The following is a 16,796-nucleotide window of genomic DNA, read 5'->3' on the forward strand; positions in this document are numbered from 1 at the left end:
GAAGCCTCATTTTTAATCGCGGTTGGCCATGGCCTCGCCGAGCCGGATCGCACGGCCCGGCTCCCATGCCGGATTGAAGCTGAGCGACGGGCCGGGGAACAGCATGACGACGGTCGATCCGAGCAGGAAGCGCCCCATCTCCTCGCCTTGCTGCAACACGATCTGCTGGTCGTCGTAGCGCCATTCGCGCGGTTGTCCGGTGCGCGGCGGGTTGACCACGCCATGCCACACGGTCTGCATGCTGCCGACGATGGTGGCGCCAACGAGCACCAGCACGAAGGGCCCGCCCGCCGATTCGAACAGGCACACCACGCGCTCGTTGCGCGCGAACAGGCCGGGCACGCCGCGCGCCGTGGTCGGGTTGACCGAGAACAGCTCGCCCGGCACGTAGGTCATGCGCAGCAGCCGGCCGGCACAGGGCATGTGGATGCGGTGGTAGTCCTTCGGGCTCAGGTAGAGCGTGGCAAAGCTGCCGTGCTCGAACTGCGCCGCCAGCGCGGCGTCGCCGCTCAGCAGGGCGGTGCAGGTGTAGTGATGGCCCTTGGCCTGGAATATCTGCTCGCCGTCGATCGCACCGAACTGGCTGATCGCGCCGTCGACCGGCGACACAAGGTCGGCCGCTGCGATCGGCCGGGCGCCGGGCTTGAGCGCACGCGTGAAAAACTCGTTGAAGCTCTTGTAGTGGCCGATGTCGCTGTCGAGCGCTTCGTCCATGTTCACGTCGTACTTCTTCACGAAGCGGCGGATGATCCACGTCGTGACGCGGCCGCGCTCCTTGCCGGCCACCCATCCTGCGAACGTAGTCAGTGCCTGCTTCGGGAACAGGTATTGGGGCAGGACGGCGGTGCGGTTGGACACGATGTAGTTCTTGGAATGCGGTGCAAGGGGCGCATTCTATAAAGCCGCCCGCACGGCGCGAAGCACGCGCAGCGAAGCGCGTGAAAGGTCGGCTGCCCGCTTATTCGACCTTGATGTTCGCGGCCTTGATCACCGCAGCCCATTTTTCGACTTCAGACTTCTGGAAGGCGGCGATCTGCGCTGTCGTCAGGCTGGCCGGCTCCATGCCGAAGCCCTTCAGCTTGTCCTGCATCTCGGCCTTGGCCAGGATCTTCGCGATCTCGGTGTGCAGGCGCTCGATCACCGGCGCCGGCGTCCCGGCCGGCACGAAGATGGCCTGCCACGACACGACCTCGAAATCCTTCAGGCCGTTGATGCCCGATTCGGCCACCGTGGGCACGTCGGGCATCGACGCCAACCGCCGGGCCGAGGTGACGGCGATCGCACGCAGCTTGCCGCTCTGGATGTGCGGGCCGGCCACCACCGTGGTGTCGAACATCATGTCGACCTGGCCGCCGATCACGTCCTGGATGGCCGGGCCGCTGCCCTTGTAGGGAATGTGCGTGAACTTCACGCCCGACTTGTAGGCCAGCAGTTCCAGCGACAGATGCTGCGAGGTGCCGGTGCCCGCCGAGGCCGACGAGAGCCCGCCCGACGCGGCCTTCGCCTTGCTGGCTTCCACCACGTCCTTCAGGGTCTTGTAGGGGCTGGCCTGGTTCACGACCAGCACCACCGGGTTGGTACCGATCAGCGTGACCGGCGCGAACGACTTGATCGGGTCGTAGCCGAGCTTGGGGTACAGGCTCACGTTGATCGCGTGCGAACTGATCGTGCCGCCCAGAATCGTGTAGCCGTCGGGCGCCGCGCGCGCCGCGATCTCGGAGCCGACGCTGCCGCCGGCGCCGCCCTTGTTGTCGATGATGACCGAGGCGCCCAGCACTGTGCCGAGCTGCTGCGCGATCAGCCGGGCCAGCACGTCGGTGGTGCCCCCGGCCGGGAACGGAACGAGGTAGGTGATTGCCTTGCCCGTTGGCCAGGCGCCTTGCCCGAAGGCGGGAAGGGCGCCGGCGGCGAGGGCTGCGGCAGCGGCGTGAACAAGGGTGCGGCGTTGCATGGTGATGTGTCTCCGTCAGTTGATGTTGAAAGCGAACGGGCCTGCGGCGGCAGCTCAGGGCATGTACTGGCCGCCGTTGACCTCGAGGATCTGGCCGGTCACGTAGCCCGACATCTGTGCCGAGGCCAGGTAGAGAAACGCGCCGACGCAGTCGTCCGGGTCGCCGATGCGGCCCATCGGAATGCCGGCCCGGAAGGACTCGAGGATCGCGGGCGTCGAAAAGCGATCCTGGAACGGCGTCTGGATCACGCCGGGCGCCACTGCGTTGACGCGGATGCTGTCGGCGGCGAGTTCCTTGGCCAGCCCGTGCGTCGCGGTGCTGACGAAGCCCTTCGAGCCCGCGTACAGGTAGGCACCCGGCCCGCCGCCATTGCGCGCCGCAACCGACGACACGTTGATGATGCTGCCGCCCTGGCCCGCGGCGCGCATCAGCGGCACAACGTGGCGGCAGAACGCGATCACCGAGCGTGCGTTGATGTGCATGACCTCGTCGAACAGCGCGTCGTCGAACTCGGCGATCGGCACGCGCTTGACCAGGCTGCCAGCGTTGTTGACCAGCACGTCGATGCGGCCGAACTTTGCTGCGGTCTGCTCGACGGCGCCGCGAATGGCTGCCGTGTCGCGCACGTCGGCCTGCAGGGCGAAGGCTTCGCCGCCCGCGCTCCGGATCGTGCCCACCACCCCATTCGCCGCATCGGCCGAGCTGTTGTAGTGAACCGCCACGCGCATGCCGCGTGCGGCGAAAGCGATGGCCACTGCGGCGCCGATGCCGGTGCTGGCACCGGTGATCAGCACTGTCTTGCCCTTGAGGTCTTCCACGATGCGTTCTTCCTTGGGTTGGTTCAGGTCACTGGCGCCGGGTTGAACAGCACCAGTGCGTTGTGCAGCTTCCAGTGCTCGGCCCAGGTCTTCTTGCGGCCGCTGGCCACGTCCAGCATCAGCTGGAACATTTCCCACCCGACTTCGGCGATGGTTTTCTCGCCCGTGGCGATGGTGCCGGCGTTGATGTCCATCAGGTCGTGCCAGCGGCGGGCAAGGTCGCTGCGCGTGGCCACCTTGATCACCGGCACCTCGGCCAGGCCGTAGGGCGTGCCGCGGCCCGTGGTGAACACGTGCAGGTTCATGCCGGCCGCGAGCTGCAGCGTGCCGCAGATGAAATCCGAGGCCGGCGTGGCGGCGTAGATCAGTCCCTTTTGCTTCAGCTTTTCGCCGGGCGCGATCACGCCGGAGATGGGCGCACTGCCGGACTTGACGATCGAGCCCATCGCCTTTTCGACTATGTTGGACAGGCCGCCCTTCTTGTTGCCCGGCGTGGTGTTGGCGCTGCGATCGACGCGGCCCTTGTCCAGGTAGGCGTCGTACCAGGCCATCTCGCGGATCATGGCCGCGGCGACCTCCGCCGTGCTGGCGCGCGAGGTGAGCTGGTCGATGCCGTCGCGCACCTCGGTTACTTCCGAGAACATCACGGTCGCGCCGGCGCGCACCAGCAGGTCGGTGCAGAAGCCCACGGCCGGGTTTGCCGTGACGCCCGAAAACGCATCGCTGCCGCCGCACTGCACGCCGACCACGAGCTCGCTCGCCGGCACGGTCTCGCGCCGACGCGCATTGAGCCGTTCGAGATGCTCTTCGGCCTGCCGCATGATCGACTCGACCATCGACATGAAGCCGACGTGCGCGTCGTCCTGCAGGCAAACCACGTCGAGCTTCGCGTCCGCGCTGGCGCCGACATCGGCCACGTTGCGCTCGTCAATCAGCGGAATGGTGCCCGGCGGCATCAGGCGCTCGGGCTGCAGCTTCTCGCAGCCCAGGCTCACGACCATCACCTCGCCGCCGAAGTTGGGGTTGAGGCTGATGTTGCGCAGGGTGCGGATCGGAATGATCGCGTCCGGCGCGTCGATGGCGACGCCGCAGCCGTAGCTGTGCTCGAGCGCGACCACGTCGTCGACGTTCGGAAACTTCGGCAGCAACTCGGCCTTGATGCGTTGCACCGCGAAGTCGGTGACGCCGGCCACGCATTGCACGGTCTGGGTGATCGCCAGGATGTTGCGGGTGCCGACCGAGCCGTCGAGGTTGCGGTAGCCCTCGAAGGTGTAGCCCTCGAGCGGCGGCTGCGGGTCGGGTTTGACGGTGGCGATCGGCAGGCCGACGAGTTCGCGCGCCGCGGGCATCCGCAAAAGCCGCTCGTGCACCCAGCTGCCGGCCGCGATGGGCTTGAGCGCGTAGCCGATCGGCACGTTGTAGCGGCGCACCTCGCCACCCTCGGGTATGTCGACCAGCGCCACCTTGTGCGCCTGCGGCACCTTGTCGACCAGCGTCAGACCCGAAGGAAACACGGTGCCGGCCGGCAGGCCGCCATCGTTGGCCACGATCGCGACGTTGTCGCGCTCGTGCATCGTGATGTGGAGGGGGTTCGCAGCGTCGGACACGGGGTGAAGCTTCATCGAAAGACTATTTGGTCGATGCCACGAGGTCGGGCAGCCACATCGAGAACGCGGGTACGTAGGTCACCAGCATCAGGCAGATCAGCAGGGCGCCGTAGAACGGCCAGATCGATCGCATCACCTGCCCCACCGACACCCCGCCGATCGCGCAGCCGATGAACTGGGTTGTGCCTACCGGCGGCGTGTTGAGGCCGAGCGCGCAGTTGATCAGCATGACGATGCCGAACTGCACCGGGCTCATGCCGAACTGCATGGCGATCGGCAGGAAGATCGGCGTGCAGATCAGGATCGTCGCGGCCATGTCCAGGAAGGTGCCGAGCACGAACAGCAGCACGTTGATCATCAGGAAGATCACCCACGGATCGCTCGACACGCTGGTCATGAGCTCGCCGGTCTTCTGGGGCACTTCGTACAGCGCCATGAAATAGCCGAAGGCCGAAGAGATGCCGATCAGCAGCAGCACCACGCCGGTAGTCTTGCAGGCCTTGGCACAGGCCTTCAGGAAATCCTTCCAGCTGAGCGAGCGGTAGACCAGCACCGTGACACCGAGCGCCCAGAGCACCGCGGTGGCGGCTGACTCGGTGGCGGTGAACACGCCCGACAGGATGCCGACCAGGATGATCGCCACGATCATCAGGCCCGGCAACGCGCCGATGAAGGCAGCCAGCACCTCGCCCCAGCCCGGGAATGCGCCGCGGATCGGGTAGCCGCGGCGGATCGCCACGTAGTAGGCCGCGCCCAGGTTGCACAGCGTGAGCAGCAGCGCGGGGATCAGCCCGGCGAGGATCAGGCTCAGCACGCTCACCGAGGCGATGCCGGTGGTGGCGAGCGTGAAGATGATGAGGTTGTGCGACGTGGGCATCAGCGCGCCGACCAGCGCGGCGTGGGTCGTGACGTTGACGGCGTAGTCGGCGTCGTAACCCTCCTTCTTCATGAGCGGGATCATCACCGAACCCATCGCCGACACGTCGGCCACGGGCGAGCCCGCCACGCCGCCGAACAGCGTGCAGCCGATCACGTTGCTCATGCCGAGACCGCCGCGCACGTGGCCGACCAGGCTGTTGGCAAAGCGCACGATGCGCTGCGCAATGCCGCCGTAGAGCATCAACTCGCCGGCGAACACGAAGAACGGGATCGCCAGGAACGAGAAGATCTGCATGCCGCCGACCATCTTCTGGAACACCACCGCGACCGGCAGGCCAGCGTAAAGCACCGTGGCCACGGAGGCCAGGCCGATCGAGAACGCGACCGGCACGCCCAGCACCAGCAGTGCCAGGAAAACCAGGGAGAGGACAGTCAGTTCCATGCCGGCACCACTTCTTCGTCGCGCAGCAGGGCGACGATATGTTCGATCGAGAACAGCACGATCAGCAGGCCCGCGATCACCAGCGCCAGGTAGTCCAGGCCGACCGGAACACCCATCATGGGCTTGATGTCGGTCCACTTGAGTTGCGTCCACATCCAGCCGCTCCAGGCCATGATGCCCCCGAACAGCGCGACGAGCATGTGGATCAGCACCTCGATCTTGAGCCGGAGCGACTCCGGCAGCAGCACGACCAGCGAGTCCAGCCCGATGTGGCCGGCGTCGCGCACGCCGACGGCGACGCCGAGCGCCGTGACGTACAGCACCAGCTGCAACGCAAGCCCTTCGGCCCAGGTTGGTGTGTCGTTGAACACATAGCGGCCCACCACCTGGTATTGCACGCACACGATGATGGTGATGAGCATCGCCACTGCCAGCATCAGGCTGGCCTTCGAAAGGAACGCGCAAAAGCGCGAATAGGCATGGTTGGAAGGCGGTCGCGGATTCGGATTGGCGATGTCGTCGAGCGAAACGGGCGTTCCGGCCGCAGCCGGGTTCACCGTGGGGGCGGCAAGAGTCATGGTGGTTCGGCGAGGGCCCCTCCCGCGCACGGAAGGGGCACCGTGCGCTTTATTTGTTGTCTTGCACGGCCTTCACCAGGCGCTGCAGGTCGGGCGTGGCAATGAACTTGGCGTACACCGGGGTCATGGCCGCACGGAACGAGGCCTTGTCCACGTCGGCGACGATCTGCGCCCCGCCCTTGGTCACCACCTCGAGCGACTTGGCTTCCTGCTCGTCCCACCTCTTGCGCTGGAAGGTGACCGATTCCTTGGCCGTGGCGCGGAACAGATCCTGGTCGGCCTTCGGCAGCTTGTCGTAGATCGCCTTCGACATCACCAGCATTTCGGGTGCCATCGAATGTTCGGTGCGCGAGTAGAACTTGACCGCCTCGTAGTGCTTGAAGCCGTCGTAGGACGGGATGTTGTTCTCGGCCGCGTCGATCAGGCCGGTCTTGAGCGCGGTGAACACCTCGCCGGTGGGCATCGGCGTCGCATTCGCGCCCATGGCGCTCACCAGCGCAACCCACAGATCCGACTGCTGAACGCGGATCTTGAGGCCCTTGGCATCGGCCAGCGTCTTGACCGGCTTCTTGGCATAGATCGAGCGCGCGCCGCTGTCATAGAAGGCCAGCCCGACCAGGCCCTCCTGCTCGCATCCCTTGAGGATCTCTTCCCCGATCGGGCCGTCGAGCGACTTGCGCATGTGCGCGATCGAGTCGAACAGGAACGGCATCGTCGGCACCAGCGTTTTCGGGCAGATCGAGTTGAGCGCGCTGATGTTGACGCGGTTCATCTCGAGCGCACCGATCTTGACCTGATCCAGCGTTTCCTTCTCGGAACCCAGCGCGCTCTTGTTGAACACCTTGATCTTGTATTTGCCGTTGCTGCGCTTGTCGAGCAGCTCGCTCATGTGCTTGACGGCTGCGACGGTCGGGTAGTCGTCGCTGTTGTGCACGTCGGCCGAACGGAACTCGATGGCGTGGGCGGCCATGACGGTGGCGCCGGCGGCCAGTGCGACCAGGGTTTGTTTCAGTTTCATTTGTCTTCCTCTACGGGTTGGTGGCTGTCTGGAAACGGGAATCAAAAAACACATTCGGGTTCGGGCAGGCCCTTCACGCCCGGGCGCAGCGCGAACACGCCGCCCGCGAGCGGCTGGTCGGCCAGGTCGCCGCCGGGGCGGATCGAGGTCACATACAAGGTGTCGAGCTGCGCGCCGCCGAAGGCGCACATCGCGGGCTTCTTCACCGGCACCGCGAGCGAGCGGTCGAGCTTGCCGTCGGGCGTGAAGCGATGCACGAGCCCGGCGTCGTTGCCGCAGATCCAGTAGCAGCCGTCGGCATCGACCGCGGCACCGTCGGGTCGGCCGGGCAGCGGCTTCATGTCGACGAACACGCGCCGGTTGTGCGGTGTGCCGCTGGCGGTGTCGTAGTCGAAGGCCCAGACCGTTTGAACATTCGGGTGCGAGTCCGACAGGTACATGGTCTTGCCGTCCGGACTGAAGGCCATGCCGTTCGGCACGATCAGGTGGTCGAGCTGAAGGCGAAGCGCCACTTCGGCATTCACGTCGCTCTGGTAGCGGTACACGCGGCCGACATCGCGCGCCGCTGCCATGTCCATCAGCATGGTGCCGGCCCAGAACCGGCCTTGCCGGTCGCAGCGGCCGTCGTTGAAGCGCATCCCGCGTTCGGCATGCGAGACGCCAGCGAGCGCGCTCGCCGCCAGCGTGCCATCGGCGCGTGTGGCAAGCACGAACACGCCGCTTTCCATGCCGGCGATCCACTGGCCTGCGTGGCCGGTGCGCGGCGCGATGCAGGCCAGCATCTCGTCGCCTGTCCATTGCGTGTGTGCGCCGCTCGCGGCGTGCCAGCGATGCAATTGCTTCGCCGGAATGTCGACCCAGTAAAGCGCCTGCTCGTCGGCGCGCCAGACCGGGCTTTCGCCGGTGGCGTTGCGCGCGTCGAGGACGAGTTCGGCTTGCATGATGCGCGGTCGGCTTGCGGTCAATCGCCGAACGGGCCCTGTGCCGTGAAAGCGCCGCCCTGGTAGACCGCGTTCGGGTCGGTCGCCGCTACCGGGGGTTGCGCTTCCACCTTGTCGCGGAAAACCTCCGACGTGTCCTGCGGCACAAACCCGAGGTGCGCGGCTTGCGCGTTGTCCCACCACACGTTCTTGTTTGCCGACATGCCGTAGACGATGGTGTGTTTCACGTCGGGCGTGAACAGCGACTTCTCGATCAGCGCCGTGAGGTCGCTAAAGCTCAGCCACGTGTGCATCATGCGGCGGTTGGCCGGCTCGGGGAACGACGAGCCGATGCGGATGCTGACGGTCTCGATGCCGTAGCGGTCGTAGTAGAACTGTGCCGTGTCCTCGCCGAAGGATTTCGACAGGCCGTAATAGCCGTCGGGCCGGCGCTGGCAACTTGCGCCGAGCGTTTCGGCCTGCTTGTGGAAGCCGATCACGTGGTTGGAGCTGGCGAACACGATGCGCTTTACGCCGTGGCGGCGTGCGGCCTCGTACACGTGGAACACGCCGCGGATGTTGGCTTCGAGGATTTCTTCGAACGGGCGTTCGACCGACACACCGCCCAGGTGCACGATCGCATCGCAGCCCGCCACCAGCGCATCGACGGCCTGCTTGTCCGCGAGGTTGCAGGGCACTACCTCCTCGTGGTTCCCTGCAGCGGGTGCCATGGGTGCGATGTCCGACAAACGCAGAATTTCTGCAGAGGGTTGCAGGCGTTCGCGCAGCACCTTGCCCAGGCCCCCGCCCGCGCCGGTCAGCAACAGGCGGTGCATGCGACGGGTGGAAGGAGAAGGGGCGGCGGCGTCACTCATGTTGCTGTCTCGTAAGTTATCGGTTGTCGTACAACCAGTTGCGGGATTATCATCAGGGCATGGCAAGCCTGTCAACAGCAGAACCCTCTATCCCTGACGCCGGTGCGACCGGGCCGGGCGGCTACGCGGCCCGGCCCCGGCTGCGGGCGCGCGGGCTGGCTCACAGCCTGGTTGACAACTTCGGCGCGCGCATCCGCGACGGCGTGCTGCGCCCCGGCGACAAACTGCCGACCGAGTCCGAAATCATGCAGGCCTTCGGCGTCAGCCGCACCGTGGTGCGCGAGGCGTTGTCCAAGCTGCAGGCGAGCGGGCTGGTCGAAACGCATCATGGCGTCGGCACCTTCGTGCTGCAGCCGCGTGCGGGCGGTGTGTTCCGGCTGGATCCCGGCGAGATCGCGACCTCTGTCGACGTGCTGGCCGTGCTGGAGCTGCGCATCAGCCTCGAGACCGAGTCGGCCGGGCTCGCGGCGAGCCGCCACACCGAGGATCAACTGCTGGCGATGCGCCAGGCGCTCGACGATTTCGAGCGCAACGTGAATGTTGCAGGGGACACCGTGGCGCCGGATTTCCGCTTTCATCTTCAGATCGCCCAAGCCACCGGCAACCCGTACTTCGCAGACATCATGAGCCACCTCGGCACCACGATCATTCCGCGCACGCGCATCAGTGCCATCCGCAACCTCGAAGGCGGCGCCTACCTCAGCCGGGTCAACCGCGAGCACGAAGAGATTTATGCCGCGATTGCCCGGCGCGATCCCGAATCGGCGCGTGCCGCGATGCGGATTCACCTGACCAACAGCCGCGAACGGCTGCGCGTGGCTCAGGAGGCTGCGCAACGCGCCGACGCCGCTGCCAGCAGAGCCGCAGGTTCCGCCGGCTGAAAGGTTTTTGCAGAATCCGGCTGGACAAGTCATTTCTTCAGTTGTACGATGACTGACCTCTTGGATGCGCAATAGCAGCCAAGGTCACTCAAACCTCTGCAGGAGACACCATGACTCATTACCGCCGCAGCCTGCTGGCCGCCGCCCTGGTCGCCGCTGCGCTGCCGCTCGGCGCGCTTGCACAGCCGGCCGCCTGGCCGTCCAAGCCCCTCAAGATCGTGGTGCCGTACCCCCCGGGCGGCTCGTCGGACATCATTGCGCGCGCCATCAGCCAGCCGCTGTCGGAAGCGCTGAAGCAGCCGGTCATCGTCGAAAACAGGCCTGGTGCCAACGGCAACCTCGGTGCCGACCTGGTCGCCAAGTCCGCGCCCGATGGCTACACGATCCTGTTGTGCGACGTGGGCGCGCTGGCGATCAGCCCCTCGGTCTACACCAAGCTGTCGTTTGATCCGTCCAAGGATCTGCGCGGTGTGACCATGCTGGCCTACTCGCCGCACCTGCTGGTGGTGCATCCGTCGGTCAAGGCCAACAACCTCAAGGAACTGATCGCGCTCTCCAAGACCGGCGATCTGAACTTCGCGGTGACCGCCACCGGCAGCGCACCGCATCTGGCAGGGGTGGCGCTGGAGCGCGCCAGCGGGGCCAAGTGGACGTACGTGCCCTACAAGGGGGGCGTGCAGGCGATCCAGGACACCGTGGCCGGCCAGACCCAGGTGCTCATGAACGGCATGCTCGCCACGCTGCCGCAGGTGCAGGGCGGCAAGCTCAAGGTGCTGGGCGTGTCGAAAGCCACGCGCATGCCGCTGATCGGCGACGTCCCGACCATCGCGGAGCAGGGCGTGCCGGGCTTCGAATCGGGTACCTGGCAGGGCGTGGTGATGGCGCGCGGCACCCCCGATGCGATCGTCCAGCGTCTCAACAAGGAACTGATCAGCGTCATCCGCTCGGCCGACATCCGCTCGCGCCTGGCCGGGCAGGGCGCCGAGGTCGTGACCATGTCGCCGACCGAAGAAGAAGCCTTCTTCAACAAGGAGCGCGTGCGCTGGGCCGCGGTGGTGAAGGCCGCCGACATCCGGCTCGATTGAAAGTGCTCCCGCCATCCGTATCTTTTCCAACCCACTTTCCATTGGTGTTTCGATGAACCCGCAAGAACTCAAATCCATCATGGGCTCCGGCCTGCTCTCGTTTCCCATTACCGACTTCGACGAGCAGGGCGAATTCCGTCCCAAGACATACATCGAGCGTCTGGAATGGCTGGCCCCGTATGGCGCCAGCGCGCTGTTCGCCGCGGGGGGCACGGGTGAATACTTCTCTCTGGCAGGCGAGGAATACAGCCGCGTGATCAAGACCGCCGTGGACACCTGCCGCGGCAAGGTGCCGATCATCGCCGGCGCCGGCGGCCCGACCCGCACCGCCATTGCCCATGCGCAGGAAGCCGAGCGCCTGGGCGCCCACGGCATCCTGCTGCTGCCGCACTATCTGACCGAAGCCGGCCAGGAAGGCCTGATCGAGCACGTGGCCGCCGTCTGCAAGAGCGTGAAGTTCGGCGTCATCGTCTACAACCGCGACCGCACCAAGCTCACGCCGAATTCGCTGGCCATCTTGGCCGAGCGTTGCCCGAATCTGGTCGGCTTCAAGGACGGCGTGGGCAACATCGAGACCATGTCCTCGATCTTCATGAAGATGGGCGACCGCTTCGCCTACCTGGGCGGCCTGCCCACGGCCGAGGTCTATGCCGCCGCCTACAAGGCGCTGGGCACGCCGGTGTACTCGTCGGCCGTATTCAACTTCATTCCGAAGACCGCAATGGACTTCTATAAGGCCGTGGCGGCCGACGACCTGCCGACGCAGCACCGCCTGCTGAAGGATTTCTTCATGCCGTACTTGGGCATCCGCAATCGCGTCGAAGGCTACGGCGTGAGCATCATCAAGGCCGGCGCGAAGATCGTCGGCCACGACGGCGGCCCTGTGCGCGCACCGCTGACCGACTTGAAGCCCAACGAGATGGAAGAGCTCAAGACCCTCATCGACAAACTGGGCCCGCAATAAGCAAGCCGGCCGATTTCGTCATGACAAAGGAGACAACGACATGCTGAAAAAACTGATCCTCCTCGCCGCTGGGTCGATCGCGCTCGCCGGCTGTGCCGGCATGACCGGCCCGTCGTCCTCGACGACGGCGGCGGCCCCGGCCGTGGCGGCGGCGGCCGAGAAGCTGCGCGTGGCGATGATCGACCCGACGCCTGCGGCCCTCAACGCGCTGGTGGCCGACGACCTGAGCTACGGCCATTCGGGTGGCAAGGTCGACACCAAGGCCAGCTTCGTCAGCGACCTGGTCGAAGGCAGGTCGGATTTCGTCACCATCGTGATCACCGACCAGACCGTCAAGGTGGTCGACAACATCGCGATCGTGCGGCACACGCTCACGGCCGACACCAACGATTCGGGCAAGCCCGGCAAGGTCAGCATCAAGATCCTCGGCGTCTGGCAGAAGCAGGGCGCAGACTGGAAGCTGCTGGCCCGCCAAGCCGTGCGGCCGCCTGCACCCTGAGCCACAATCGACAACCCCCAATGGGCCGAAGCCTTACCGCTTCGGCCCTCCGTTTTTCCCCCCAGCCAGGACACACCCCATGCAACAACACGACAACCTTATCGGCGGCGAATGGAAGAAGGGCGGCGACTACAGCCCGAACCTGAACCCCTCGAACCTGGGCGACACGATCGCCGAGTACACCCAGGGCGATGCCAGCCATGTCGAGGCCGCCGTGGCCGCCGCCACCGCTGCCTTCCCTGCCTGGGCCACCGGCAGCATCCAGGCGCGCAGCGATGCGCTGGACAAGATCGGCACCGAAATCCTCGCGCGCCGCGAAGAGCTGGGCACGCTGCTGGCGCGTGAAGAAGGCAAGACAAAGGCCGAAGGCATCGGCGAAGCCACCCGGGCCGGCCAGATCTTCAAGTTCTTCGCCGGCGAATGCCTGCGCCTGTCGGGTGAACTGCTGCCCTCGGTGCGCCCCAACATCGGCGTCGAGATCACGCGCGAGCCCGTCGGCGTGGTGGGCCTCATCACGCCCTGGAACTTCCCGATCGCGATTCCCGCCTGGAAGATCGCGCCCGCGCTGGCCTTTGGCAACTGCGTGGTTCTGAAGCCCGCCGACCTGGTGCCGGGCTGTGCCTGGGCGCTGGCCGAGATCATCAGCCGCTCTGGCATTCCGGCGGGGGTGTTCAACCTGGTGATGGGCCGCGGCAGCGTGATCGGCAATGCGCTGGTCAACCACCCCGGCATCCATGCGATCAGCTTCACCGGCTCGGTCGGCGTGGGCCGCAGCATTGCGGTTCAGTGCGTGACCAACCACAAGAAGGTGCAGCTGGAGATGGGCGGCAAGAACCCGCAGGTGGTGCTGGACGACGCTGACCTGAACCATGCGGTGGAACTGAGCGTGCAGAGCGCGTTCTATTCCACCGGCCAGCGCTGCACCGCGTCCAGCCGGCTGATCGTCACCGAAGGCATCTACCCGAAGTTCATCGCTGCGATGCAGGAGCGCATGGCCAAGATCAAAGTGGGCGATGCGCTGGCCGCCGGCACCGATGTCGGCCCGGTCTCCAGCCGCAGCCAGCTCGACCAGGATCTGGAATACGTCCAGATCGGCAAGAGCGAAGGCGCCACGCTGGCAGCCGGCGGCGAGCGCCTGAAGCTGGCCACCGAGGGCTTTTACATGTCGCCCGCGCTGTTCAGCGAGTCGGTGGCGTCGATGCGCATCAACAAGGAAGAGATCTTCGGCCCGGTGGCCAGCGTGATCAAGGTCAAGAACTACGAGGAGGCGCTGTTCACTGCCAACGACACCGAGTTCGGCCTGTCGGCGGGCATTGCGACCACGAGCCTGAAGTACGCCACGCACTTCAAGCGCCACAGTCAGGCTGGCATGGTGATGGTGAACCTGCCGACCGCGGGGGTGGACTACCACGTGCCGTTCGGCGGGCGCAAGGGCTCCAGCTACGGCTCGCGCGAGCAGGGCAAGTACGCGCAGGAGTTCTTCACCACGGTGAAGACGGCCTACACGCTGGCCTGATGACCTGAGCCGAGCGCCTCAGCGGCGGCGCCGGAGCCAGTACTCGATCGCTTCGAACACCACTTCGCTGAGCAGCGCCAGCGCTGCCGCGGGCACGGCACCAGCCACGAGCAGGCCGCTGTCGTTCAGCGCGAGGCCGGTCACGATGCGTTCGCCAAAGCCGCCGGCACCGATGAAGGCGGCAATCGTCGCGGTGCCGATCGCGATGGTGGTGGCCGTGCGCACGCCGGCAATCAGTGTCGGCAGTGCGAGCGGCAGCAACACCAGCCGCAGGCTTTGCGGGGTCGTCATGCCGAGCGCGGTGCCTGCCTGGCGCAGGCCCGTGGGCACCTCGACCAGGCCGGTCACTGTGTTGCGCATGATCGGCAGCAGCGAATACAAGGTCAGCGCGATCAGCGCGGGCAGGGTGCCGATGACGCCCAGCCACGAAATCAGCAACGCCAGCAGCGCGAGCGAGGGCACGGTCTGCAGCAGGCCGGTGATGCCAAGCACCACGGCGCGCAGACGCACGTGCGGAAACACCAGGATCGCAAGCGGCACGGCCAGAAGGATGGCGCAGCCCACCGACACGGCGACCAGCAGCAGGTGCTGGCGCGCGAGACGGCCGAGGTCGGGGCCGAACAGCTTGGCGACCCAGCCGCGCTGGCCGCTGTCGCCGGCCTTCGCGCCGCCCACCAGGAAGTCGCGCGCGATGGTGTCGAAGGGCACGCTCTGCAGTTCGGCGCGTGCGTTCATCGCGATCATGGCGCGCTCGTCGATGCGGCCCTCGAGTTTCTGCAACGCGGCCCAGGCCTTGGGCAGGCGCTGCGGCAGGTCGAGCCGGTAAAGCAGCACCGCGTCGTAGCGCGGAAAGTACTGCCGGTCGTCCTGCAGCACACGCAGTTTCAGATGCTCGATCTTGGCGTCGGTGGTGTAGATGTCGATCACGTCGATCTGCTTTGCCGTGATCGCGTCGTAGGCCAGGCCGTGGTCGAGGCCGGTCGGCTGCTGGCCGAAGCCATAGCGCGCGGCGAGTCCCTTCCAGCCGTCGGCCCGGCCGATGAACTCGTTGGAGAGGCCGAGCCTGAGGTCGCGGTGCTTCGCCAGATCGCTCAGGGTCTTGATGCCGAGTTGGTCGGCATCGGCCGCGCGCATCGCGAGCGCATACCCGTCGTTGAAGCCCAGCGGCACCGCCACGCCGAGGCCCTTGGCCGCGAGCGCGGCGTTCATCGCCTCGCGCGTCATCGAACCCGTTTGCTGCAGCAGCTCGAGCGCAATGGTGCCGGTGTACTCGGCATAGAGGTCGATGCCACCGGAGCGCAGCGCCTCGTAGACGATGGCCGTGTTGCCCAGCCCCTGCCGCACCACGGGCGCCTGCGGCAACTGCGGCGCTGCCGTCTGCGCAATCACCTCGGCCAGGATGTACGACTCGGTGAAACGCTTGGAGCCGACGCGCAGCGGGTCGCTGTTCTGCGCCTGGGCCGCGGGCAGGCCCAACAGGGCCAGACAGAGCAGGCCCCATCCCGTCCATGCGGCGCGCCGGCCGCGGCTCGTTCGGCAAAAAAGCATCGCGGCAGTGTAGGCCGGCTGCGGCCGTGCGGAACAGGCGGCTTTCCTACAGCCGCCAGCAGGTGCCGCGGGGCACCATGGGCAATTCGGCAATTCGGCAATTCGGCAACACGGCACAACGAGCAATGGCAAAACCTGAGACGAAGAAGACAAAAAGCAAGACGGCACAGGAGGGACTCGTGCACGGCAGGATGAAGCTGCCCGCGGTCGTGGTGCGCAGCTACAGCCTCGAGCTGCGCGACCAGGACGGCTTTGTCGGCGACAACGCGAGTCAGACCGCCTTTCGCGAACTGCTCGACCGGTGGCGTCGTCGCCGCTCGCGCAGCGGCGACGACCCGCTGGGCGACACGCCATCGACCGCGTTGAGCAAGGAGGAAATCGACCGCAAGCTGCATAGCCAGACCGACGACCCGGCATCCGACATCGTGCACGGTGCGGTCGAGGAGTTTTCGGTGGAGCTCGCGCACGTCATCCGGCGCCACCTGCGGCAGAAATCGTGGAATGGCGTGCGCCGCATCGTGATCGGCGGCGGCTTTCCCGACAGCGACGTTGGCGAGCGCGTGATTCTGCAAACCGGCGCGATGCTGCACAACGAGGGCCTGAAGGTCGAATTGGCTCGGCTGTGCCATGAGCCCGACGACGGCGGCCTGCTCGGTTGGCTGCACCTGGCCCCGCCGCAGATGCTGACCGGCTACGACGCCTTCCTGGCGGTCGACATCGGCGGCACCAACTTACGCTGCGGCATCGTCAAGCCGCGCCGGGCCAAGGCGGCCGACCTGTCGAAGGCGAGGGTGCTCAATCGCGATAAATGGCGCCACGCCGACGACGATCCGAAGCAGAAGGATCTGCTCGCGGGGATCGTCGAAATGCTGGAGCGCAACATCCGGCGCGCAAATAAAAAGGGGCTGTCGCTCGCGCCGTTCATCGGCATCGCCTGCCCAGGGCTGATCCGCGAGGACGGCTCCATCGCGCGCGGCGCGCAGAACCTTCCGGGCGACTGGGCACGCGACACCTTTCACCTGCCGTCGCATGTGCACGACAAAATCCCGACCATCGACGGGCGGCCGACGCTCGTGATGCTTCATAACGATGCGGTGGTACAGGGCCTGAGCGAGTTGCCGTTCATGCAGGACGTGAGGCGATGGGCGGTGCTGACCATTGGCACCGGCCTCGGCAATGCGAGCTATCGGAACCGGGGGTGAGGGTGAATGTCG

The 16,796-nt window shown here is 66.3% G+C and carries 16 protein-coding genes; 6 read left to right on the plus strand and 10 right to left on the minus strand.

All coding sequences use genetic code 11. From position 1 onward, the window contains the following. Positions 1 to 12: 12 nt before the first annotated feature. From asd to ACSFA8_RS04020, 9 genes are all read right to left on the minus strand, one after another. The gene (gene asd, locus ACSFA8_RS03980) at positions 13 to 858 is read right to left on the minus strand and encodes an archaetidylserine decarboxylase (protein WP_435478203.1); all 846 of its coding nucleotides are present in this window, start codon (positions 856 to 858) and stop codon (positions 13 to 15) included. A 100-nt stretch (positions 859 to 958) separates the two neighbouring features. Next, positions 959 to 1,951 (minus strand): Bug family tripartite tricarboxylate transporter substrate binding protein, encoded by a 993-nt coding sequence (locus tag ACSFA8_RS03985; protein ID WP_435478204.1) that lies wholly within the window; start codon positions 1,949 to 1,951, stop codon positions 959 to 961. 54 nt (positions 1,952 to 2,005) lie between these two features. Beyond that, positions 2,006 to 2,770 carry an SDR family NAD(P)-dependent oxidoreductase gene (locus ACSFA8_RS03990; protein ID WP_435478205.1) on the minus strand — a complete coding sequence of 255 codons (765 nt, stop codon included), beginning with the start codon at positions 2,768 to 2,770 and terminating at the stop codon, positions 2,006 to 2,008. 23 nt (positions 2,771 to 2,793) lie between these two features. Next, the gene (gene garD / locus ACSFA8_RS03995; RefSeq protein ID WP_435478206.1) at positions 2,794 to 4,392 is read right to left on the minus strand and encodes a galactarate dehydratase; all 1,599 of its coding nucleotides are present in this window, start codon (positions 4,390 to 4,392) and stop codon (positions 2,794 to 2,796) included. A 7-nt stretch (positions 4,393 to 4,399) separates the two neighbouring features. After that, the gene (locus tag ACSFA8_RS04000) at positions 4,400 to 5,698 is read right to left on the minus strand and encodes a TRAP transporter large permease (protein WP_435478207.1); all 1,299 of its coding nucleotides are present in this window, start codon (positions 5,696 to 5,698) and stop codon (positions 4,400 to 4,402) included. Then, the gene (locus ACSFA8_RS04005) at positions 5,689 to 6,135 is read right to left on the minus strand and encodes a TRAP transporter small permease (protein ID WP_435478452.1); all 447 of its coding nucleotides are present in this window, start codon (positions 6,133 to 6,135) and stop codon (positions 5,689 to 5,691) included. Before ACSFA8_RS04005 ends, ACSFA8_RS04000 begins: the two co-directional genes overlap by 10 nt. 190 nt (positions 6,136 to 6,325) lie before the next feature. After that, positions 6,326 to 7,294, minus strand: a complete 969-nt coding sequence (locus ACSFA8_RS04010) for a TRAP transporter substrate-binding protein (protein ID WP_435478208.1) — start codon at positions 7,292 to 7,294, stop codon at positions 6,326 to 6,328. 41 nt (positions 7,295 to 7,335) lie between these two features. After that, entirely contained in the window at positions 7,336 to 8,235 is a 900-nt protein-coding gene (locus tag ACSFA8_RS04015; RefSeq protein WP_435478209.1) for an SMP-30/gluconolactonase/LRE family protein, read from the minus strand. Positions 8,236 to 8,255: 20 nt separating this feature from the next. After that, positions 8,256 to 9,089: an NAD-dependent epimerase/dehydratase family protein gene (locus ACSFA8_RS04020; protein ID WP_435478210.1), complete on the minus strand. Its 834-nt coding sequence runs from the start codon at positions 9,087 to 9,089 to the stop codon at positions 8,256 to 8,258. A gap of 59 nt (positions 9,090 to 9,148) precedes the next feature. Between ACSFA8_RS04020 and ACSFA8_RS04025 the strand changes: the two genes are divergently transcribed. The 5 genes from ACSFA8_RS04025 to ACSFA8_RS04045 all read left to right on the plus strand — a co-directional run bounded on the left by ACSFA8_RS04025 (position 9,149) and on the right by ACSFA8_RS04045 (position 14,034). Next, a complete protein-coding gene (locus tag ACSFA8_RS04025) occupies positions 9,149 to 9,970 on the plus strand; it encodes a FadR/GntR family transcriptional regulator (protein ID WP_435478211.1) in 822 nt (273 codons plus the stop codon). A gap of 110 nt (positions 9,971 to 10,080) precedes the next feature. Beyond that, entirely contained in the window at positions 10,081 to 11,055 is a 975-nt protein-coding gene (locus ACSFA8_RS04030; RefSeq protein ID WP_435478212.1) for a Bug family tripartite tricarboxylate transporter substrate binding protein, read from the plus strand. Positions 11,056 to 11,107: 52 nt separating this feature from the next. After that, on the plus strand, positions 11,108 to 12,019 hold the full coding sequence (gene kdgD / locus ACSFA8_RS04035; RefSeq protein ID WP_286545899.1) for a 5-dehydro-4-deoxyglucarate dehydratase: 912 nt from the start codon (positions 11,108 to 11,110) through the stop codon (positions 12,017 to 12,019). A 40-nt stretch (positions 12,020 to 12,059) separates the two neighbouring features. Further along, positions 12,060 to 12,518: a nuclear transport factor 2 family protein gene (locus ACSFA8_RS04040; protein ID WP_435478213.1), complete on the plus strand. Its 459-nt coding sequence runs from the start codon at positions 12,060 to 12,062 to the stop codon at positions 12,516 to 12,518. 79 nt (positions 12,519 to 12,597) lie between these two features. After that, positions 12,598 to 14,034, plus strand: coding sequence for an aldehyde dehydrogenase family protein (locus tag ACSFA8_RS04045; RefSeq protein WP_435478214.1), 1,437 nt, complete (start codon positions 12,598 to 12,600; stop codon positions 14,032 to 14,034). 18 nt (positions 14,035 to 14,052) lie between these two features. On the opposite strand, the gene ACSFA8_RS04050 is transcribed toward ACSFA8_RS04045, so the two are convergent. Further along, positions 14,053 to 15,582 carry an ABC transporter permease/substrate-binding protein gene (locus tag ACSFA8_RS04050; protein ID WP_435478215.1) on the minus strand — a complete coding sequence of 510 codons (1,530 nt, stop codon included), beginning with the start codon at positions 15,580 to 15,582 and terminating at the stop codon, positions 14,053 to 14,055. Here ACSFA8_RS04050 and ACSFA8_RS04055 point away from each other — a divergent pair. Next, on the plus strand, positions 15,543 to 16,784 hold the full coding sequence (locus tag ACSFA8_RS04055) for an ROK family protein (RefSeq protein ID WP_435478216.1): 1,242 nt from the start codon (positions 15,543 to 15,545) through the stop codon (positions 16,782 to 16,784). The genes ACSFA8_RS04050 and ACSFA8_RS04055 overlap by 40 nt on opposite strands. Positions 16,785 to 16,796: the final 12 nt, after the last annotated feature.

Origin of the sequence: Variovorax nitratireducens, assembly GCF_051216545.1 — a bacterium.
Classification (GTDB): Bacteria; Pseudomonadota; Gammaproteobacteria; order Burkholderiales; family Burkholderiaceae_C; genus Variovorax.